The sequence below is a fragment of the Halococcus sp. AFM35 genome, from assembly GCF_051195015.1.
GTDB lineage: Archaea > Halobacteriota > Halobacteria > Halobacteriales > Halococcaceae > Halococcus.
In genome coordinates this window covers 1-19620 of sequence record NZ_JBNTJU010000035.1, presented here as the reverse complement: position 1 = coordinate 19620, position 19620 = coordinate 1, and the positions used below count along the sequence as shown (strand labels likewise).

The 19620-nt window shown below is 64.8% G+C and carries 18 protein-coding genes and 1 pseudogene; 11 read left to right on the top strand and 8 right to left on the bottom strand.

Annotation, left to right across the window (positions count from 1 at the left end; translation table 11 throughout):
- Nucleotides 1-1116 (top strand): HNH endonuclease domain-containing protein (locus ACQUQO_RS16245; protein WP_435079410.1); only part of this gene is annotated, 1116 nt, incomplete at its 5' end.
- Nucleotides 1117-1177: 61 nt separating this feature from the next.
- Here the strand turns inward: ACQUQO_RS16245 and ACQUQO_RS16240 are convergent.
- Nucleotides 1178-1855 (bottom strand): carbonic anhydrase, encoded by a 678-nt coding sequence (locus ACQUQO_RS16240; protein ID WP_435079408.1) that lies wholly within the window; start codon nt 1853-1855, stop codon nt 1178-1180.
- Nucleotides 1856-1886: 31 nt separating this feature from the next.
- The gene (gene rnz, locus ACQUQO_RS16235; RefSeq protein WP_435079406.1) at nt 1887-2804 is read right to left on the bottom strand and encodes a ribonuclease Z; all 918 of its coding nucleotides are present in this window, start codon (nt 2802-2804) and stop codon (nt 1887-1889) included.
- A gap of 516 nt (nt 2805-3320) precedes the next feature.
- Between rnz and ACQUQO_RS16230 the strand changes: the two genes are divergently transcribed.
- Nucleotides 3321-3734 (top strand): SHOCT domain-containing protein, encoded by a 414-nt coding sequence (locus ACQUQO_RS16230; protein WP_435079404.1) that lies wholly within the window; start codon nt 3321-3323, stop codon nt 3732-3734.
- Between the two features lies 1 nt (nt 3735).
- Here ACQUQO_RS16230 and ACQUQO_RS16225 read toward each other — a convergent pair whose 3' ends face one another.
- The gene (locus tag ACQUQO_RS16225; RefSeq protein ID WP_435079402.1) at nt 3736-4452 is read right to left on the bottom strand and encodes a glycosyltransferase family 2 protein; all 717 of its coding nucleotides are present in this window, start codon (nt 4450-4452) and stop codon (nt 3736-3738) included.
- A 124-nt stretch (nt 4453-4576) separates the two neighbouring features.
- Between ACQUQO_RS16225 and ACQUQO_RS16220 the strand changes: the two genes are divergently transcribed.
- Together ACQUQO_RS16220 and ACQUQO_RS16215 are read left to right on the top strand one after the other, a co-directional pair.
- Complete coding sequence (locus ACQUQO_RS16220) at nt 4577-5734, top strand: glycosyltransferase family 2 protein (RefSeq protein WP_435079400.1); 1158 nt, start codon at nt 4577-4579, stop codon at nt 5732-5734.
- A 69-nt stretch (nt 5735-5803) separates the two neighbouring features.
- Complete coding sequence (locus tag ACQUQO_RS16215) at nt 5804-7093, top strand: glycoside hydrolase family 26 protein (RefSeq protein ID WP_435079399.1); 1290 nt, start codon at nt 5804-5806, stop codon at nt 7091-7093.
- Here the strand turns inward: ACQUQO_RS16215 and ACQUQO_RS16210 are convergent.
- Nucleotides 7090-8055, bottom strand: a complete 966-nt coding sequence (locus ACQUQO_RS16210; protein WP_435079397.1) for a glycoside hydrolase family 26 protein — start codon at nt 8053-8055, stop codon at nt 7090-7092. The genes ACQUQO_RS16215 and ACQUQO_RS16210 overlap by 4 nt on opposite strands.
- Nucleotides 8056-8186: 131 nt before the next feature.
- On the opposite strand from ACQUQO_RS16210, the gene ACQUQO_RS16205 reads away from it, so the two are divergent.
- A complete protein-coding gene (locus ACQUQO_RS16205; protein ID WP_435079395.1) occupies nt 8187-9311 on the top strand; it encodes a DUF7282 domain-containing protein in 1125 nt (374 codons plus the stop codon).
- A 45-nt stretch (nt 9312-9356) separates the two neighbouring features.
- Complete coding sequence (locus ACQUQO_RS16200) at nt 9357-10361, top strand: AAA family ATPase (RefSeq protein ID WP_435079393.1); 1005 nt, start codon at nt 9357-9359, stop codon at nt 10359-10361.
- Here ACQUQO_RS16200 and ACQUQO_RS16195 read toward each other — a convergent pair whose 3' ends face one another.
- Complete coding sequence (locus tag ACQUQO_RS16195) at nt 10362-11330, bottom strand: methyltransferase domain-containing protein (RefSeq protein ID WP_435079412.1); 969 nt, start codon at nt 11328-11330, stop codon at nt 10362-10364.
- Nucleotides 11331-11453: 123 nt separating this feature from the next.
- Between ACQUQO_RS16195 and ACQUQO_RS16190 the strand changes: the two genes are divergently transcribed.
- Together ACQUQO_RS16190 and ACQUQO_RS16185 are read left to right on the top strand one after the other, a co-directional pair.
- A complete protein-coding gene (locus ACQUQO_RS16190; RefSeq protein ID WP_435079392.1) occupies nt 11454-12023 on the top strand; it encodes a TATA-box-binding protein in 570 nt (189 codons plus the stop codon).
- Nucleotides 12024-12218: 195 nt separating this feature from the next.
- Entirely contained in the window at nt 12219-12593 is a 375-nt protein-coding gene (locus ACQUQO_RS16185) for a DUF7473 family protein (RefSeq protein ID WP_435079390.1), read from the top strand.
- Here ACQUQO_RS16185 and hisG read toward each other — a convergent pair.
- Nucleotides 12590-13435, bottom strand: a complete 846-nt coding sequence (gene hisG / locus ACQUQO_RS16180; RefSeq protein WP_435079388.1) for an ATP phosphoribosyltransferase — start codon at nt 13433-13435, stop codon at nt 12590-12592. The two genes, ACQUQO_RS16185 and hisG, sit on opposite strands and share 4 nt — an antisense overlap.
- 81 nt (nt 13436-13516) lie before the next feature.
- On the opposite strand from hisG, the gene ACQUQO_RS16175 reads away from it, so the two are divergent.
- Nucleotides 13517-14746 (top strand): FAD-dependent oxidoreductase, encoded by a 1230-nt coding sequence (locus tag ACQUQO_RS16175; RefSeq protein WP_435079387.1) that lies wholly within the window; start codon nt 13517-13519, stop codon nt 14744-14746.
- A 30-nt stretch (nt 14747-14776) separates the two neighbouring features.
- Complete coding sequence (locus ACQUQO_RS16170) at nt 14777-16066, top strand: amidohydrolase (protein ID WP_435079385.1); 1290 nt, start codon at nt 14777-14779, stop codon at nt 16064-16066.
- Here the strand turns inward: ACQUQO_RS16170 and ACQUQO_RS16165 are convergent, their stop codons facing one another.
- Nucleotides 16067-17575 (bottom strand): PQQ-dependent sugar dehydrogenase, encoded by a 1509-nt coding sequence (locus ACQUQO_RS16165; RefSeq protein ID WP_435079383.1) that lies wholly within the window; start codon nt 17573-17575, stop codon nt 16067-16069. It abuts the gene before it with no gap.
- A gap of 137 nt (nt 17576-17712) precedes the next feature.
- Between ACQUQO_RS16165 and ACQUQO_RS16160 the strand changes: the two genes are divergently transcribed.
- Nucleotides 17713-18987, top strand: coding sequence for an adenosylhomocysteinase (locus tag ACQUQO_RS16160; RefSeq protein ID WP_435079381.1), 1275 nt, complete (start codon nt 17713-17715; stop codon nt 18985-18987).
- Between the two features lie 2 nt (nt 18988-18989).
- Here the strand turns inward: ACQUQO_RS16160 and ACQUQO_RS16155 are convergent.
- Nucleotides 18990-19535 (bottom strand): annotated as a pseudogene (locus ACQUQO_RS16155) (Fic family protein); the annotation flags it as partial.
- Nucleotides 19536-19620 lie beyond the last annotated feature (85 nt).

Here is a 19620-nt window from a genome sequence, read left to right as displayed (position 1 = left end):
CCCTCACAAATCACGAACGGGACAACGATATCGCCAGTCCAACCATCACGCTATGAGAACTGTTCTGCACCACCGCCCACCGAAGATGAAAACGATATTGCCCGTGTTCGGGACGTCTTTGTTCGAATAAACCAAGGTGGAGTTACTCCTAGCCGAGCCGAAATCCTCCTATCCCTGATGACAAGCAGTTGGCAGCAGGAACCTCCCGAAGTCAATGCTCGTGATAAAGTTCATTCTATGGTAGATGAGTTGAATAATTTCGTTGATGGTGGTAATGCACCGTTTGCCACGAAGCACATTCAAAAGATGCTGCTTGCCATCAGCGGGAACGAGATCCAATATCGATTCGATAATTACACACTCGATCTCCTACGCGACTTGAAGAAAATTTGGCTAACTGATGACTTTTCAGCAACGACGGAGCAGCTCGCCCAACTCCTGAACAGTTATTATCCCACAGTAGCCTATATCCTGAGTCCGGCGCTCTATACACCTGTCACGTACTATCTCTACCAAAACGAGAATCCATCGCTCGATCCAACTTCTGTAAAAGGCCGTAACAGAAGACGTAGCATCTTGTATTACATCTGCGCCGCCCGACTTAATGGATTCACAGGTCAATCCTCAAACCAAATCTCTGAACTCGTTCGTGACATCCTCTCAGATTCAACGGGCACAGAATTCCCCCTTGAACGAATCAGCGATGAAGTCGGTTCAAGTTACGGAGCATCTCTCCGGTTCACCGAGGAGAGACTTACCACGTTGTTCGAAGAATTACAATACGGGAAGCGTAATGTCCAATTTCTGCTTCAACTCTCGCACTACCCGAATGAGCCAGCACGTGGCACAGACTACGATATAGACCATATTATTCCGGAATCAATCCTATCAGACGATACAGATGCTGATCGAGTGGGCAATCTACAGTTGCTTATTGACAGCACAAATAAAATGAAGTCTGATGACGAGTTTGATGACTGGATCGAATCTCGAACAGAGGAGTACAAACGCACTCACCACATTCCAAAAGGAGCCAAGAGCATGTCGTTCGAATCCTTCGTCGATAACCGCGAAAGTCTCATTATATCTCATATCCTCGAAAATCAACCAATGTAACACCATTGATCAACGAATCTATAGTTCTAGACTGATTTCGAGTGATTTTGCTGAATCCGGGCTATAGTACCGACTTCACGGCTGTTTCGTCATCAGAATCGACCCGTTCGCGGAGCGCCGCGGGGTCGGTCTCGCCGTCGGCGGCGACGAGATAGGTGCGGCCCGGTGCGTCGCCGTAGGTTTCGTGGAAATCGTAGACGAACCCGAGGACGAGCGTGTCGTCGGGAACCTCGTCGCTCGCGTCGAGGAAGGCGACTTGCTCGCGGACATTGTACTCGACGAGGCGGTCAATGACGTTCTCATCATCCGTGACGCCGCCGTCGAGGGCGTCCTCGACGACGGGCACGAGCGGTTCGACGCGCTTTCTGATGCCGGGTTCGTCGGGTAGCGAGCCGTCGGTGACGGCCCCGTAGGCGGCGGTGACGGCACCGCAACCGGTGTGACCGACGACGGCAATCGTCCGCGTGCCGGTGTTGGCGACTGGATAGAGGAGGTTCCCATCGACGGTCGAGGAGTCGTCCGCGTCCCACGCGACGTTGCCGATGTTCGCGGGCGTGAACAGCCAGCCCGGTTCCTCGACGCTCCACATGGCTTCCTGTGAGACCCGCGAGTCCGCACAGCACAGCGAGACTACGGGCGGAGATTGGGCGTCGAGCACGCCGTCGAAGTGGTCGTCCGGGAGGTGCTCGACGTGGTCGCGGTTACGAGCGAGCAGTTCCGTGGGCGTCGCGCGTGGCATGACTGGCGTCACGGCGCTCGCCGGGAAAACACTATCCGTCGGGATAGGGTATTTCGAGTTCGTCGCCGTCGTCGGGAAGGAAGGCGTCGTCGAAGACTTCACGGGCTTCGGCCGCGAGTCGGTCGCTCTCGCCGGCGTACCGCGAGGAGACGTGGGTGAGCGCGAGGCGTTTCGCGCCCGCTCCGTTGGCGAGTTCGGCGGCCTGTTTCGCGGTCGAGTGCGCAGTTTTTCCGGCGCGCTCGGTCCTGTTCTCGCCGAAGGTCGCCTCGTGAACCAGGAGGTCGGCGTCGGCGGCGGCCTCGGTGGTCGCAGCCGTGGGCCGGGTGTCACCGGTGTAGACGACTCGGCGGCCCGGTCGGGGCGGTCCCACCACTTGGTCGGGTTCGATGACCGTGCCGTCGTCGAGTTCGACGGTGTTGCCCTCGTGGAGCTTCGAGAACAGCGGTCCCGCCGGAACGCCGAGCTCCTCAGCCTTTTGCCTGTTGAATCGACCCTTGCGGTCGTCCTCGATTAGTGTATACCCTACTGACTGGGTCCGGTGGTCGGTTTCGAACGCGCGCACTTCGTACTCGTCGGCACGAAGTGCGACCCCGCCCGGTCGGGCCTCGTGGACGCGGACGGGATAACCGGGGCGCGCGCCCGTGACGCCGACGAGGTTCTCGACTGTGGCCTTCGTCCCCGGCGGCGTGTGAATGGCCAGCGGCTCCTCGCGGTCGTTGAAATCGAGGGTCTGGCAGAGTCCCGGTAGTCCCAGAACGTGGTCGCCGTGGAGATGGGTCAGAAACACATGGGAAACCGAAAAGCCGGTGCCGAAACGCATCATCTGGCGCTGGGTGCCCTCGCCACAGTCGAACAGCAGGCGCTCGCCCTCGCGGCGAACCATGAGGGCGCTCGTGTTGCGCCGGGTCGTCGGGACTGCACCACCGGTCCCGAGAAACGTCACCTGCATACCTCGACTCGTTGGCCCGCCGGGATAGCCGCTTCGAAAGCCCAGTCGGTGCGGTTGCGGATGGCGCGCGGGAGTAGCGAGGGACGCGAAGCGTTCCTCGGACAGCCGGCGCGAAGCACCGGCGATGCCGAAGGCACGATTCGTGCGTGGTCTGCGCGAGTAGCACGAGCGCAGGCTCGGTAGAGTTGCGCTCTGCCGGTGAATGAGCGAGCGACCGTAGGGAGTGAGCGAATCGGCTGGGAGGGGTGTTGGTTGTTGCGGAGGCTGTAAAAAAGACTGTCCGCGCGAACGAAGTGAACGCGGTTCACCGTGAGCGAGGCGAAGCGAGCGAGCGGGAGTTTTTAGTCCAGGTTTTTGCGAGTCAAGCGAGACGCTTTGCGTCTTGCTGACCGTGTGAACGGGCCTTCGGCCCGTGGGCAGAGAGTGGTGTCCGCAGCGCGGCGAAGCCACGCGAGGACACCCGACGAGTAAAAAAGTGGGCGGTATATTTTTGTTCTCCAGTCGAAAGGTAGGGGTATGAGCACCGTCCGCGAACGCGCCGTCGAGAACGCGACCGAAATCACCTCGACGCTGGTCGTCGGTCTCGGACTGCTCGCGCTGTTCACCGGTTGGCCGCCGATTCCCTTCTGGGTCGTCTTCGCCGTCGGCTTCGCGGTGGTCGTCCCCATCGTCGCCACGCTCGCCGGCGAGGATGAGGAGTCGAGCGAACCGGACAGTCAATGGGATAGCGGCGATAGTGAGAGTCGCCGCGAGGAATTGGCGGCGGGAGCCGACACGGAGGGCGCACTCGTCACACTGCGCGAGCGCTATGCCCGCGGCGACCTCACGGATGAACAGTTCGAACGCAAACTCGACGCGCTACTCGAAACCGACAGTCCCGAAAGTGCCGCCGAGTGGCACAGCCGTGACCGAATCGAGGAGAAATCCTGAATCACCGTCCGGCGGCTATCTCGGTGAGCCAGCCCACGCGCTGGACGATGCGGCGGACGGTTTCGAGGCGTGTCTCGCCCCGAATCGGCGAGTTGAGCGACTGGCGAAGCAACCACGGAAGCGATTTCCCGTCGAGTCGCCACCAGCGCACGTCCGCCCGCCCGAGCAGGTAGGATTTCTCGATATAGTCGGGCAGCGACTCGACGTAGGTGTGTTCGACGAGCAGTTCGGGTACGTACTGGATGTCGTAGTGTTCGACGATGCGCTCGGCGAGTTCGCTCTCCTCGTGGCCCCAGCCGAACGTCTCCTCGTCGAACCCACCGACCGTTTCGATGACCTCTCGGCGGATGGCCATGTTACAGCCCGGCAGCACGTCGGTGGATGTGGTCGCCTCACCTTGGTCGTACCACGGCAGTTCGAGGTCGGCGAAGCGGGCGTCGTCGGGCTGGCGCACGCGACCGGCGACGGCGGGATAGGCATCGAGCGCGACGCTCGCCGTCCGGAGATACCCCTCACAGGGTATCGAGTCGTCGTCGAGAAAAATCAATTTCTCGCCGCGCGCCCGCTCGATACCGACGTTGCGCGCGTGGGCCGCGCCCGCCTCGCGCCGGACGAGCACCTCGTAGTCGTCGAACGAATCGCGTGCGAGGCGCTCGACGGACTCGATTGTCGCCCCGTCGGGCAGCGTCGTCGGGACGATAACGCTCACCTCGACCATTATCCACAGGTTCGTGAGCCACCGGAAAGCCCTTCCGAGTCGCCCGCGCCGCGACGGTGGGAGACTCTCTCGCGGGCGGCCCGGTCAGCAACACTTAATGTATCGGCTGGCGTTCGTTGTGCCAATGGCCGGACAGGTCATCGCGGCCGTGCCGATGGTGCTGTCGGTTATCCTGTGGTTCGTCGTTCTCCTCTCGGTCTGTTCGGTCGCCTACTGGACGTACCTGATGGTCGTCGTCGGCCGAGGCTACCAGTCGCCGCCGCCGGAATACGGCCCGTCAGCCGTACAAGTGCGGATTTTGACCGTGGCTTCGGCGGCCATCGTCCAAGAGAGCGTCGACGCCATCCCCGATTCCATCACCGACCGCCACGTCATCGCCGAGGAGCCGATGGACATCGCGGGCGCGACCGTCCACGTCGTCCCCGAGACCTTCGAGTGCGAGGCCATCCGGAAGGGCCGTGCGCTCGAATGGGCGCGCCGGAACGTCCCCTGCGAGCGCGAGTACGTGCTCTACCTCGACGAGGACAGCATCATGACCGATTTCGAGGGGATTCCCGACGCCGACGTCGTGCAGTTCAGGGAGCGTCCACGGCGCAGCGGGTCGTGGCTCACGTATCTCGCCGAGATCTTCCGTATGGGATTTCAGGTCGAACAGCGCGCCTTTCCGTCGCTGTCGGTGCCGCTGTACGCCTGGGGTGGCGGCATCGCCATCAGGAACGACCTCGAAGAGCGTATCACGTGGGAGACGCCGACGATGATCGAAGACACCACCTTCGTCTGGAACGCGGCCGCCGCCGGCGGTGTGGATTTCGAACTCGCCGAGGCCAAATTCGACACGCAGGCCCCGCCGACGGTCCGCGCGATGGTCAGCCAGCGCAGTCGCTGGCTCGCCGGCTCCCAACAGGAGAGCGGACTGCTCGCACCAGCCTACCGGCTGCTGACGACCGTCCGCAATCTCGCGTGGGCGCTCTCGCCGGCGGTCCCGTTCCTCACGCTCGTCCCGCTGTTCGTGCCCGGCACCATCGCCTTCGAGACGGTGTTTCAGGTCGTTTCGGTACTCGTGTTCAGTTTCGTCCTCGTCTGGTCGGTACTCGGCGTGCGCTACTACGACGAATCGTGGCTCGTCGGCGCGGTGCTCGTCGTGCTCTCGCCGATAGTCAGCCTGCTGCACTCCTTCGGCGCGTTCGTCGGTCTCGTCTCCCCGCCGACGGACTTTTCAGTGACACGAAAGGTGAAGCCGGAACTCGTCGAGCGCACCGAACGTGAAGCCGAGGGCGACTGAAACGTTCGTCGGAGGCCACCAGTGTATCACAATGTTTAACCGAAGCGCAGGCAATCGCCAACGCACTAGATGAATCGTCGGACGTTCCTCCGCACGGCAGGGGTGGTCGGTATCGCCGGCGCGAGCGGCTGTTCGCTGCCGTTCGATTCGGTCTCGCTGCCGAACGCGAACGGCGGAAACGGCTCGAACGGCTCCGAGGAGACGCCGACACCCGAGCCGACGCCGACACCCGAACCACCGGAAACCCGTTCGGGGGCGGCGCTGACAGGTGTCTATGCCGGCGGCGACGGTCTCGTGGCAAACCTCAACAGCTACAGCGACTGGCTCGGCCAGAAGCCGGCGGTCGCGCTCGTTTTCGTCGATGCGTTCGGGCCGGCAAGCGCGAAACGTGGGTTCGTCGAGGGTATCCTGACGAACATCTGGCAGGCGGGCCACGTCCCGCTGATTTCGTGGCAGCCGTTCGAGCGGAAGAAAAACCAAACCAGCGAGACCATCGAGCGCGCCATCGCAAGCGGCGAGTACGACGACCAGCTCGACGAGTGGGCGAGCCTGCTCGAAAACTGGGCGCGCCCGCGCGGCGGCGAAACGCGCGGTCGACGGTTTTACTTCCGGCCGGCCCACGAGATGAACGGCAACTGGTTCCCGTGGAGCGCCGTCGATTCGACCCGCATCGAGGCGGACGCTACCCCCCAATCCGGCAATCCCGACGGCGAGGACCCGACGGCGGGCACGCCAGCGGACTACGTGAAGATGTGGCGACGGCTCCACGAGGCGTTTTCGACAACTGCACTCGACGAGTCGGACATCCAGTGGATGTGGTCGCCGAACGCCGACGAGATCGGTGGTATCCGTACCGAGCGGTACTATCCGGGCGACGAGTACGTCGACTGGGTCGGCCTTGACGGCTTCAACTTCGGCGAGGGACAGAAGTATCAGACCGGACGGTCGAACTGGCGCTCGCCCGAAGCGGTGTTCGATTCGATGCTGACTCGTATACGCGAACTGACCGACAAGCCGGTGGCGCTCGCGGAGTTCGCCTCCTCGTCGGCGATGTACACCGGCAGCGAGATCGAGTACCGGCCGCAGAAGAAGGCCCAGTGGATTCGGGACGTGTTCGCCTACGTCGCCGAGAACGACATCAAGATGACCTGCTGGTTCAACGTCGATAAGACGGGCCAAGACGAGAGCGACTGGGCGGTCTTCGACGGTGCACGCGGCACGTCGCAGGTCACCATCGACGGCACGCAGTATCCGGCCTACGGGAGCTACAAGCAAACCGTGTCCGGGGGGAAGTATCTCGCCGCACTGCCGGACTACCCGCCGCTGCTGACCGACGCGGAGTTCGCCGGGGAGTTCTAACGGCCGCGGAAGGCCGCCTCGTCGATGGGCGGAGTGGTCCGGTCGCGCTCGGCCATCGCCTCGCGGTAGGCCCGGTAGCACGCATACCCATCCGTGCTGTCGGTGCCGTTTCGACCGCCGAAGACCGCCCAATCGGTCTCCTTGTCCTCATTGAACCAACAACACAGCCCCACCCGGTCGTCGAAGTAGTCGACGGCCTCGCGTAGCCAGTCGGCCTTCCGTGCTGGGTCCGAACCATCGGCCGTCAGCGACGAACAGCCGACCTCGGGCACGCAGAGCGGTTTGTCGAAGCGTTGCAGCCGCGCGAACATGTCGTCGAACACCGCCGCCGGCGCTTGCCAGTCCGACCAGTCCTGACTGTGTCCCCAGTTGAACCCGTCGACGCCCACCCAGTCGACGTACCCGTCGCCGGGGTAGCACGCTTCGGCGCTGTCGGTCCCGACGTCGGCGTGGTTGACACACCATATCCACTGGAGTCGGTCAGCGCCGATTCCCTCGTGGGTGAGCGCGTCGTGGACGTGTCGCCACATCCCGACGTACTCGGCGGGCGTCGAATCGCCCACTGTCGGACTCCACGGATACCAGTCGCCGTTCATCTCGTGGGCGAAGCGGAGGTACAGCCGGCGGTCGTCGGCGGTTCTCTTCCCATCAGAGCCGGCCAGCCAGTCTGCCAGTCGGCTCGCCCACTCGTCGAGATAGGCGTCGAACTCGCCGGCGGCGATGCGGCGAGCGATGTCGGGGTCGGTCTCGGCGGCGAGATACGGCTCCCACGTGAGCAGCGGCACGCGCCCGGCGTTTCGGATGCGAGGGAGGAGGCGCTCGAACAGGTCGTCCATGTTGTCCCGACGCCACGGCGTGAACACCGTCTGGACGGCGTGGCGCATCCCGAGCCAGCGTTCCATCGCATCGATGACGTCCATCCGGTCGGAATCGACGTAGACGCCCGACAGCGGCGGGTTCATCGTCCACCTGCACTCCGTCCGCGGCTCGGGTATCGGCTGTGAGAGGGACGCTCGCCGGCCATATCGTCGTGTTTTTATTTGCGGCACGCATGAAGCTGCTGATTGCACTCGTCCGTCGTGTCGAGGAATAAATGAACACGCCCTACCGGAACAGCGTCCTCCTGGTCGCCCTGCTCGTAGCGATAGCGCTCGCGCCCGGCGCTGCCATCGGCGTCGTCTCCCAGCCGGCGGGCGGTGACGTTGCTCCCCAGCAAGGAGCTACGAACGCGAGCGCGAACGCCTCGGTAACCATGACGAATCAGACGCGCACCGGTCGGTCGGTGTTCATCGACCGGGCAACGCTGCCGGAGGGCGGGTTCGTCGTGCTTTCGGAGGCGGGCGACAACGGCAGCGTCATCGGCGTGAGCCTGCCGCTTGCGCCCGGTACCCACGAAGGGAAGGTGACGCTGCGCGGCGTCCCCGGTAGCGATCTGAACCACACCAGTCTCGGCGCGAACACCACACTCGTCGCCACGCTGTATCGGGATTCGAACGACAACAGCCGCTTCGACGGACTGCTCGAATCGGGGACCGACGAGCCATACATGAAAGACGCCAGCCCGGTCGCCGACCGCGCGACCGTCACGATAGCCGACGGCGAGCGCCCGACGAACGCCTCGGTGACGCTCTCGAATGGAACCACGAACGGGACCAGGGTCACCGTGGACCGAGCGACGCTCGCCGAAGGTGGCTACGTCGCCATCCACGAAGGGGGCTACAACGGCTCGAACGCGACCGAGACGCTGGTCGGTGCGACCGGCTACCTCGACGCCGGCAGCTACGCGAACGTCACCGTAAGCCTCGGGAACGACTCAACGCTGACCGATTCCGGGCGCATCAGCGCGGTCGTCTACGAGGACACCGACGGCGACCGCGCGTTCCAGTACGTGCAGTCGGACGGCATCGAGGACCAGCCGGCGCTCGAAAACGGCACGGCGGTGGCCGATACGGCATCGCTCACCGTCGAGCACCCGTCGACGCCCACACCGACGCCGACGGACACACCGACGCCGACCGTGACCGACACATCGACGCCGACGGACACGTCCACGGCGGCACCGACGGATACGCCGACACCGCCACAGGACGTGGGCGACGAGAGCACGCCCTACGGTGGCGAGAGCAGCGGGCGCGAGGGTATCCTCGAAAACCCGCTCTTCCCGGTTCTCGTGGGCGTGTTCGCGCTCTTTGCCGTGCTCGCAGTCGTCGGGCGCTAACACCGAATCGACCGATTCATCTTTCTCGCACGCGAACGGCCGACAATGGACGGGCCGCTGTGGACCGACGAACACGCGCCAGCGCTCGCGGACCTCCCGCAATCGGCCGTGCGCGAGTCGCTTGACCGGGCCATCGAGGAGCCACTGAACCTCGTTCTGCACGGACCGCCGGGAGCCGGCAAGACAGCCGCCGTGCGCGCGCTCGCCGACGAAATCCACACCGACCCCGACAACGACCTCGTGGAACTCAACGTCGCCGATTTCTTCGACCGAACGAAAAAGGAGGTGAGCGAGGACCCCCGGTTTTCGTCGTTCATCACGCCCAAACGCCGGCGGAACGCCTCGAAGGCCGACCTCATCAAGCACGTTCTCGGTGAATCGGCGGGCTACGCACCCGTCTCGGGCGAGTACAAGACGATTTTACTCGACAACGCAGAAGCCATCCGCGAGGACTTCCAGCAGGCGCTGCGCCGGGTGATGGAGCGCCACCACAAAACCACGCAGTTCGTCATCACGACGCGCCAGCCCTCGAAGCTCATTCCGCCGATTCGCTCGCGGTGCTTTTCCATCACCGTGCGCGCACCGACGACCGACGAGATAGTCCACGTCCTCGACGGAATCGTCACCGAGGAGGACGTCGCCTACGACGTAGATGGGTTGGAATACGTCGCGGGCTACGCCGACGGCGACCTGCGGCAAGCGATTCTTGGCGCACAGGCCACGTTCGAAGCTGCGGGCGAAATCACGATGGACGCCGCCTACGAGGCCCTCGGCGCGGTCGGCAACGACGAGCGCATCGAGGAAATGATTACCGCCGCCGAGCGCGGCGAGTTTCAAGAGGCCAGAACAACCCTCGACGACCTGCTCGTCGAGGAAGGTTTGGACGGCGGGGAGGTGCTCGACGACGTGCTCCGGGTCGCGCGCTCGCGGTCGGTCGGCCCGCCACCGGCCGAACTCCACCGACTGGCCGGCGACATCGACATGGACCTCGCAGAAGGGACCAACGACCGGCTGCATCTCTCGCATCTGCTGGCCGAACTCGACCGGTAATCAGGAAAGCACCGCGACGTGACGCGTCAGCGAGCGATGGACGCGGCGCTCGAAGGTGGTTTCAACTGTCCACCCCGCAGCGCGCGCCGCGTCGGTCCACGGGCGGTCGCCGACGACCACGGTTCCGGAGGCGACCCGGTTGGCTTCGGCGAGCGCACCCGTCACTACCGCCCGGAGGTCGCCTTCGATTTTCGACTGGCGGCCGTAGGGCGCATCGAACACCACGGCGTCGGCCACGCCGTCGGCGAGGGGCAGGCTGGTCGCGTCGGCCTGCGCAGTGGTGAATGTTGCCCTGCCGTCGAGGTAGTGGGCGAGGTTCGTCGCCGCGCCACGAGCCATCTTCGATTGGGCGTCGAACCCAAGCACCCGAGCGCCGACCAATCCGGCTTCGACGAGAATACCCCCAGTGCCACACATCGGGTCCACGACGGTCGCACCGGGCCGCGCGCCGGCGATGTTGGCGAGTGCGCGCGCGAGCAGCGGACTCATCGACCCCGGCTGGAAAAAGGGCTTCTCGGTGGGTGCGCGTGCCCCGAACCCGCGCCGGCTCTCGACGGCGAACCAGCCCAAGGTACAGGAATCGTCCGCGAACAGCGCCCGCAGCTCGTGGTCGGGGTCGTCGAGGTCTATCGCATAGCCGTGGTCGGTGAGCACAGCGCCCAACTGCCGCTCGGCTCGTTGGGTGTCGATACCGGCCGTCCGGCGCACGTCGCGCGCGCGGACCGCGACCGTTCCTTCACGGTCGAGCGGGGCGGCTTCGAGAATCGCGCGGGCGCTCTCGACGCTCGCCGCACCCTGTCCGACCACCTCGCTCGCCCGGAGCGTGTACGCGAGCGTGCGAAGGCGTTCGGCATCGACCGCACGGGCGAGTGCGAGACCGGACGCGAGCGGTTCGATTCCCTCGGCGGCGCTCGCGGCCTCGCACGCGGCGAAGTCGTCGTCCTCGCCACCGAGTTCGAGCACGTACACGTCCGTTCGTCCGCGAGCGCGGACATGTCGCTGTCGGTCGTCGGCGGAAGACATCGATTTTCGTACCTATCAACAGAGAGCATCAACCTTTATAAGTCTTAAATACGAGTTTTAAGACGAGTCATGTCTGCCCAGGACCCAAAGGAGACAATCAACATCGAAAACGTCGTCGCCTCTACCGGCATCGGTCAGGAACTCGACCTCCAGAGCGTGGCGATGGACTTGGAGGGCGCGGACTACGACCCCGAACAGTTCCCCGGACTGGTCTATCGCACGCAGGAGCCGAAATCCGCCGCACTCATCTTCCGCTCGGGCAAGATCGTCTGCACCGGCGCGAAAAGCACCGCCGACGTCCACGAGAGTCTCGAAATCGTCTTCGACAAGCTCCGCGACCTCGAAATCGAAGTCGAGGAGAACCCCGAAATCGTCGTCCAGAACATCGTCACCAGCGCCGACCTCCAGAAGACGCTGAACCTCAACGCCATCGCCATCGGGCTCGGATTGGAGAACATCGAGTACGAACCCGAACAGTTCCCCGGACTGGTCTATCGCCTCGACGACCCCGAAGTGGTGGCGCTGCTGTTCGGCTCGGGCAAACTCGTCATCACGGGAGGAAAGGAACCCGCCGACGCCGAGCACGCCGTCGACAAGATCACCGACCGGCTCGACGAACTCGGACTGCTCGACGGCTGAGATTCGGGTACTCTCCGAGCGCTTCGAACGAGCGTATCGAACCCTCAAGCGGACCCCGTGTGTCGGTGCACGGGTTCGTCGTGTTCGCAGTAACGCACCGAGGAAGCGGGTCGAGAGTGCTCGGGGCCGGAGTGGAGGGCGTATCGACCACCACGAAAGGCCAGACACAAGCCGATTCGGGAGAGACAGTCGAGTATGACCGCGAGCGCCCTCGCACAGGTCGACCCGGCGACGGGTGGCCTGCTCGCCTACGCGGGCACGTTCCTGCTCGCCGCGGGCGTCTACTCGCTGACCGCCCACATCGCCGCGCGGAACGTCCTCGGCGACGTGCCCGCCAGACGGGCGCTACTCGTCGGGCCGGTCCCGGCGGCCATTTCACTGCTGCTCCAGCAGTACGGCGTGCTCGCCTTCGTGCTCGCCATCGCCACCGATTTCGTTCTCATCCGTTACGTCTATCGGCTCAAGGCCCGGACGACGGCGCTCGTCACCGTCATCCATCTCGTCGTCAGCGTGCTCGTCCTGTTCGTCGTGCTGAGCGCCTATCGGCTCGCGGGCACGGCCCCCGGTTAGTCGACGAGACGCTCGATTTCGGTGACCAAGACGCCACTCGCGCCGAGTTCTTTCACGTCGTTGATGGTCTCGAAGACGTCGCGCTCCTCGACGACCGCATGCACCGCGACGTGCTCCTCGCCGGCGATGTCCATGACCGTCGGCCCACCGAGACCGGGAATCACGTCCCGAATCTCGTCGAGCCGGTCTTCGGGCGCGTTCATCATCACGTAACGTTTGCCCTCCGCCGAGAGCACCGAGCGCAGCGCCGTCTCGACCTCCTGGAGCTTCGGGTCGTCGGCCGTCTCGGGACGGGCAAATAGCCGGGCCGAACTCGACAGGACTTCTTCGATGATTTCGAGACCGTTGACTCTGAGTGTGGTGCCCGTCGAGGTGATGTCGATGATGGCGTCGGCCATCTCGACGTGAGGCGTGAGTTCGGTCGCGCCGGAGACCTCGACGACCCCGGGGTCGATGCCCCGTTCGGCGAAGAACTCGCGGGCGATGTGCGGGAACTCCGTCGCCACGGTCTTGTCGGCGAGGTCGGAAACCGATTCCAGAGAGCCGTCCTTGGGCGCGGCGAGCACTAGCCGACAGCGCCCGAACCCGAGGTCGAGGCGCTCGTCGAGACCGACGCCGGCCTCGCGGACTTGGTCGAGACCCGTGACGCCCGCATCGGCCGCGCCATCGGCGACGTATTCGGGAACGTCCGCGGCACGGACGAACAGAACTGTCACATCGGGGTCCACGGTCGAAGCGTACAGCTGGCGCTCGGTCCCGTTCTCGATGTGGAGACCGGCGCGTTCGAGGAGGTCGATGGTGGGGTCGTGTAAGCGGCCCTTGCTGGGCACGGCGAGGCGCATACCGGTCTCGGGTGGTCAGCGATGAACTGCCTTTCGTTACCGGTGCGATAGAGTGATGCGTTCGCTGGCCCGAGCGAGTGTGTGAACCGAGCGACCGACGTGCTCGTGGTCGGCGGCGGCGCGACCGGCACCGGTATCGCCCGCGACCTGGCGCTGCGTGGGGTCGACGTCACGCTCTGCGAACGGGGCGGTCTCGCCGCCGGAACGACGGGCCGCTCGCACGGCGTGCTCCACAGCGGGGCACGGTACGCCGACTTCGATGCGGCCGGCGCGCGCGAGTGCATCGCCGAGAACCGAATCCTGAAGCACATCGCCGGCGCGTGTATCGACGATACGGGTGGGTTGTTCGTCCAGCTCGAAAGCGACGACCCGGAGTATTTCGACGAGAAACTCGCCGCCTGCCGCGAGCAGGACATCGACGCCACGGTGCTGACAGGTGACGAGGCACGCGAGGCGGTGCCAGCGCTTGCGGCCGACACCGAGCGCGTCATCCGCGTTCCAGATGCCGTGATATATCCTTCGCGACTGGTTGCGGCCACGGCCGCGAGCGCCCGCGACCACGGCGCGCGGATACTGCCGAATACACCAGTTAACGACCTGCTGTGCGAGGACGGAGCGGTCGTGGGCGCGCGCGTCGATGGCGCGGACAGCGGAGAAATCCGCGCCGAGCACGTCGTGAACGCGACCGGTGCGTGGGCCGAACGGCTCGCCGCGCTGGCCGGCATCGACGTGGCGATGCGGCCGACCTCGGGCGTGATGGTCGCCATCGATTACGATGGAATCGAGCCGGTGCTCAACCGCTGTCGACCGCCCAGCGACGGCGACATCGTGGTGCCCCACGGCTCGCAGGTGGTGCTCGGCACGACGAGCGTCGAGGTTGACGACCCCGACGACTACGACACCGACCGCGAGGAAATCGACCGGATGGTGAACGAGTGCGCCGCGATGGTGCCCGGCCTCGACGGACGGGAAGTCTCGCGAGCCTACTGGGGCGTCAGACCGCTGTACGCACCGGACGAGGCCGAGCGGTCGGAATCACGCTCGGTGTCGCGCGGCTTCTTCCTGCTCGACCACGCCCGCGACGGCATCGACGGGTTCACGAGCATCGTCGGCGGCAAGCTCACGACCCACAGGAGAATGGCCGAGGCCGTCGCCGACCACGTCTGCGAGGAACTCGGCGTTGCGGGCGCGTGTCGAACGGACGAGGAGCGTTTGCCCGGCCACGACGACCCGGCCGTACTCGACGAACTCGTCGCCGAGTTCGAGGCAGGTTCACCGGCCGACAGCGACGTCACCGACGCGAACCCGTAGATTCACGCCGCCGGGCGCGAAACTCGCTGTATGACGACGCTCGAAATCACCGGTGGGCAGGTTCTCAAACCCGACATGACCGTCGAACAGGGCGACGTGCTCGTCGATCAGGAGACGGGCAAAATCCTGGCCGTCGGCGATATCCCTGCTGGCGACGAGACGCTCGACGCGACCGACGGGCTCGTGATGCCGGGCCTCGTCAACGCCCACACACATCTCGCGATGGCGCTGCTGCGTGGCTATGCCGACGACAAGCCCCTCGATAGCTGGCTGCGAGAGGACGTCTGGCCGGTCGAGGGCACACTCGAACCCGGCGACGTCCGCGCGGGAGCCGCACTCGGTGCGCTCGAAAGCATCGAGGCGGGCACCACAGGGCTGTGTGACATGTACTTTCACGTACCTGAGGTCGTCGGCGCCATCGAACGGGCCGGCCTACGCGCGCGCGTCGGCCACGGCGTCGTCACCACCGGTAAGGACGCGGACGAGAGCCGCGCGGACTTCGAGGAGGGGCTCGCGGTCGCGCGCGAGCAGGACGGCGCTGCCGACGGCAGAGTCACGACCGCGTTCATGCCTCACAGCCTCACCACCGTCGACGGCATGGAGCTCGACGAGTTCGTCCCGAAAGCCCGCGAGGAGAGCGTACCGGTCCACCTCCACGCGAACGAGACGCGCGAGGAAGTCGGCCCTATCGTTGACGAGCACGGCGAACGACCGCTCGAATACGCCGCCGCACACGGACTGCTTGCTTCGCAGGACTTCATCGCCCACGGCACCCACCTCGACGCGACCGAAATCGACCTGCTCGCCGACGCGGGAACGGGGGTGGTCCACTGCCCGGCCTCGAACATGAAGCTCGCCAGCGGCATCGCGCCCGTTCAGGAGTTGCTCGATGCTGGCGTCACCGTGGGAATCGGCACTGATGGAGCGGCCTCGAACAACGACCTCGACGTGTTCGACGAGCTGCGCGACGCGGCGATGGTGGGCAAACTCGCTGCCGACGATGCGAGCGCCGTCGATGCACCCACAGCAGTACGGATGGCGACGGCGGGTAGCGCCGACGTGCTCGGCTTCGACGCTGGACGCATCGCCGAAGGGAAGAAGGCCGACATCGCGGTGCTCGACCTCGACAGCGCGCATCTGACCCCCCAGCACGACCTCGTGAGCCATCTCGCCTACGCGGCCTCGGGTGCGGACGTGCGCCACACCGTCTGTGACGGCGAGGTGTTGATGCGCGACCGCGAGGTGCTCACGCTCGACGCCGAGCAAGTACGAGAAGAAGCCGAAGAGCGCGCAATGGCCGCTGTCGAACGCGCGCGCTGATCACCTGAACGCTCGCGCCCCGGCGGCCGCCAGTCCAGCAAGCGCCGCGAGCACGCCGAAGCCCGACCCCTCCGTGCTGCTGGTTCCGGCGGCTGCACCCGTTCCCTCGGTTCCGTTGGGTCCCGCGGATGAGGTACTTGCAGTCCCCTTCTGGGCGTTCGCCGGTGCGGGGACGAGCCGGTGGACCCCACCACCGAGGTCGCCGCCGGTGGTCAGCGCGTAGAGGTTGCCGGCGTCGTCGCGGCCGATGGCGATGAGGTGGGCGTTCAACTCGCCGTTCTCCGCCCCCGCAATCCGAAGTTTCTCGAACGACCACAGCCCGTTTTTGCTGGGTGTGGCGGCGAACAGCGACCCCTGTGGCTTGCCGGCGCGGATGCTGTAATCGCCGAAAACGTATCGCCCATCGAGGGCGTTGACGGTACCCTGAGAGACGTAGCCACCGATGACCGAGCTGCCAATCGGCTGGTCGTTGCGAGTGTGGGGATACTCGATGATGGGGTCGACGAGCGCCTCGCCGCCGCGGACGTCCGAGGGCGTCGTGGTGGGACAGGCGTCGATGTTGCCCTCCGGGCTGAAACAGTGGGTGCCCTCACGGACGTTCCAGCCGTAGTTGTTCCCTTTCTCGACGATATCGACCTCCTCGTAGCGATTTTGACCGACATCGGCCACGTAGAGGTCCCCGTTGGAAAAACCCATCCGCCACGGGTTGCGAAAGCCCCATGCGTAGTGTTCTGGAAGGCCTGACTTCCCCACGAGCGGGTTGGCCTCGGGAATTCCATAGGGTTTGTCGCCATCCCGGCTGTCGACGTCGATGCGGAGCATGCTCCCCAGGAGGTTCTCCGTGACGTCCTGGCCGTTACCGCCGGCGAGCGCGCCGTACCAATCTTCGGCGTGGCCGGTTCCCATGTCGTTGGCCGCGCCGCCGTCGCCGAAGGGCACGTAGAGGTAACCGTCGGGACCGAACGCGACCGCACCGGCGTTGTGGTTGCTCTGGGGTTCTGGCACTTCGAGCAGTCGGCGCTCCGAATCGAGCCGGCCGGCGCTCAGGTCCTCGGTGGCGCGGAACTCCGCGAGCACCGCCGTGTGCGAATATGAGTCCGGCGTCTCGTCGGTCGACGGCGCGCTGTATCGCAGGTAGAATCGTCCGTTCTCTCGGAAGGCGGGATGGAAGGCCAGCCCGAGCAACCCCTGTTCGCCCTCGACGGGCGTCATGCGGTCGCTGACGTCGAGAAACGGCTCGCCCTGCGTGTTCGATTGGACCGTGTACATCTGGCCCGTTCGTTCGAGGACGAACCGGCGGTCGCTACCGGGCGGTACGGCGAAGTCGATTGGCTGCTCGAAGCCGTCGGCGACGGTATCGAGACCGATGGTCGGCCCGCGTGGGACGGGCGGGCGTTGTTGGGCGCGCGCACGGTCACCCGCGACGAGTGGAACGGTGGCGGCTCCCGCGAGACCCAGAAAACGACGGCGCGGGACGGGGTGGTCGGTCGGGTCGGCTGTGTCGTCCATCGTTGCTGTCGTCGGATGAGAACGTCCGGGCGGCTAAAGTCCTGCCGGCGTCTGCCGCAGCGGGTGGTACTGGCAGCGCTGTTCGATTGGTCGGACGGGTTCGGTAGCGTTTTGAGCGCGCTGGCCCTCGTCGGGACATGACCACCGAGCCGATAACCGAACGCCTCGACGACCCCGCGGACGCTCGCGAGTCCGGCCGACAGAAGATCGACTGGGCGCGCGAGCACATGCCGATTCTCGCCGCGCTGCGCGAGGAGTTCGAGGAAACGCAGCCGCTTGCGGGCCAGCGACTCGGGATGGCGATGCACGTCGAGGCCACTACGGCAGTTCTCACCGAAACGCTCGCGGCCGCCGGCGCTGAGGTCGCCATCACGGGCTGCAACCCGCTGTCGACCCACGACGACGTGAGCGCGGCGCTCGACGCACAGGACGGAATCACCTCCTACGCCGAGCGGGGCGTCGACGACGAGGAATATTACAATGCCATCGAGGCGGTCATCGCCCACGAGCCGACCATCACGGTGGACGACGGAATGGACATGGTCGCGGCCATCCACGACGACCATCCCGAACTGATCGATTCGATTGTGGGTGGGTGTGAGGAGACGACGACGGGCGTCCATCGCCTGCGCGCCATGGACGACGACGACGCGCTCGACTATCCCGTCTTCGCGGTCAACGACACGCCGATGAAGCGGCTGTTCGACAACGTGCATGGAACCGGCGAGTCCGCGCTCGCGGCCATCGCCATGACCACCAACCTCTCGTGGGCGGGCAAGACGGTCGTCGTCGCCGGCTATGGCTTCTGTGGCCGCGGCGTGGCGAAGAAGGCCGCCGGTCAGAACGCCAACGTCGTCGTCTGTGAGGTCGACCCCCGGCGCGCACTCGAAGCCCACATGGAGGGCTACGACGTCATGCCCATGAACGAAGCCGCCGCCGAGGGCGACGTGTTCATCACGACGACCGGGAACCGGGACGTACTCACGAAAGAGCACTTCGAGCGGATGGGCGACGGCGCGCTGCTGGCGAACGCCGGCCACTTCGACATCGAAATCGACCTCGACGCGCTCGCGGCGCTGGCCGAAACGACGCGGGAGGCCCGCCCCGGCGTGCGCGAGTACGAACTCAGTGATGGAAGACGGCTGAACGTGCTCGCCGAGGGTCGTCTCGTGAACCTCGCTGCCCCCGTGGCGCTCGGCCACCCGGTCGAGGTGATGGACCAGTCCTTCGGGGTGCAGGCCGTCTGCGTGCGCGAACTCACCCGCGAGGGGTACGAACCGGGCGTCCACGACGTACCCGAGGAGTTGGACAGGGAGGTCGCCGAAATCAAACTCGACGCCGAGGGCCTCGCCATCGACGACCTCACCGACACCCAGACCGAGTACATGGACAGCTGGGACCACGGAACGTAACCTCAGTTAGTGGCGATAAGCTCCCCCGGAGGTGAGATATTTTCTACGGGCTGATTTAAAACTTCGAGTACATCATCCGCCTGAAATTCACGATACCGTTGCTGTCCGGTCGTCTCCCGAAGTACACCCTCCTCGTTCAACCGGTCGGTTGCATTGTTGGCCGCTGGATACGACATGTCGATCAATGTCGCGGCTCTGGAGACAGTAACGACCGGCTCGGTGAAGATCCCATCCGCGAGCTGTCGAACGGATGGCGGCGCGTCTCGAAATCTCGTTCGATAGCTCTCACGCAGTTGAAGGAGTAGCTTCGCACGACTGAACGCTTCGTCCGCTTGCTCTTTTATTCCTTGCAGGAAAAATTCCAACCATGCATTCCATTCTCCCTCCTCGCTGACTGCTAGCAGGAGGTCGGTGTATTCGTCTCGGTTGCGGCGGATGTACGAACTGAGATAAAACAGTGGATGAACGAGAATATCCGACGCGACCAGCATGAGAACGATCAGCAATCGCCCGACTCGGCCGTTCCCATCCACGAACGGGTGGATTGTTTCGAGTTCATCCGTGTTCGGTTAAGGAGTGAAACACGTAGACAGCGCTGGCGTGATGGGCTTATCGTCAGAAACCGCGTAGAGA

Excerpts from the sequence above, each read along its gene's own strand:
- hisG (WP_435079388.1), bottom strand. The coding sequence starts at position 13,435 with ATGCGCCTCGCCGTGCCCAGCAAGGGCCGCTTACACGACCCCACCATC.
- ACQUQO_RS16225 (WP_435079402.1), bottom strand. The coding sequence starts at position 4,452 with ATGGTCGAGGTGAGCGTTATCGTCCCGACGACGCTGCCCGACGGGGCG.
- ACQUQO_RS16205 (WP_435079395.1), top strand. The coding sequence starts at position 8,187 with ATGAACACGCCCTACCGGAACAGCGTCCTCCTGGTCGCCCTGCTCGTA.
- rnz (WP_435079406.1), bottom strand. The coding sequence starts at position 2,804 with ATGCAGGTGACGTTTCTCGGGACCGGTGGTGCAGTCCCGACGACCCGG.
- ACQUQO_RS16240 (WP_435079408.1), bottom strand. The coding sequence starts at position 1,855 with ATGCCACGCGCGACGCCCACGGAACTGCTCGCTCGTAACCGCGACCAC.
- ACQUQO_RS16170 (WP_435079385.1), top strand. The coding sequence starts at position 14,777 with ATGACGACGCTCGAAATCACCGGTGGGCAGGTTCTCAAACCCGACATG.
- ACQUQO_RS16185 (WP_435079390.1), top strand. The coding sequence starts at position 12,219 with ATGACCGCGAGCGCCCTCGCACAGGTCGACCCGGCGACGGGTGGCCTG.
- ACQUQO_RS16200 (WP_435079393.1), top strand. The coding sequence starts at position 9,357 with ATGGACGGGCCGCTGTGGACCGACGAACACGCGCCAGCGCTCGCGGAC.
- ACQUQO_RS16220 (WP_435079400.1), top strand. The coding sequence starts at position 4,577 with ATGGCCGGACAGGTCATCGCGGCCGTGCCGATGGTGCTGTCGGTTATC.
- ACQUQO_RS16215 (WP_435079399.1), top strand. The coding sequence starts at position 5,804 with ATGAATCGTCGGACGTTCCTCCGCACGGCAGGGGTGGTCGGTATCGCC.
- ACQUQO_RS16190 (WP_435079392.1), top strand. The coding sequence starts at position 11,454 with ATGTCTGCCCAGGACCCAAAGGAGACAATCAACATCGAAAACGTCGTC.
- ACQUQO_RS16210 (WP_435079397.1), bottom strand. The coding sequence starts at position 8,055 with ATGAACCCGCCGCTGTCGGGCGTCTACGTCGATTCCGACCGGATGGAC.
- ACQUQO_RS16230 (WP_435079404.1), top strand. The coding sequence starts at position 3,321 with ATGAGCACCGTCCGCGAACGCGCCGTCGAGAACGCGACCGAAATCACC.
- ACQUQO_RS16160 (WP_435079381.1), top strand. The coding sequence starts at position 17,713 with ATGACCACCGAGCCGATAACCGAACGCCTCGACGACCCCGCGGACGCT.
- ACQUQO_RS16165 (WP_435079383.1), bottom strand. The coding sequence starts at position 17,575 with ATGGACGACACAGCCGACCCGACCGACCACCCCGTCCCGCGCCGTCGT.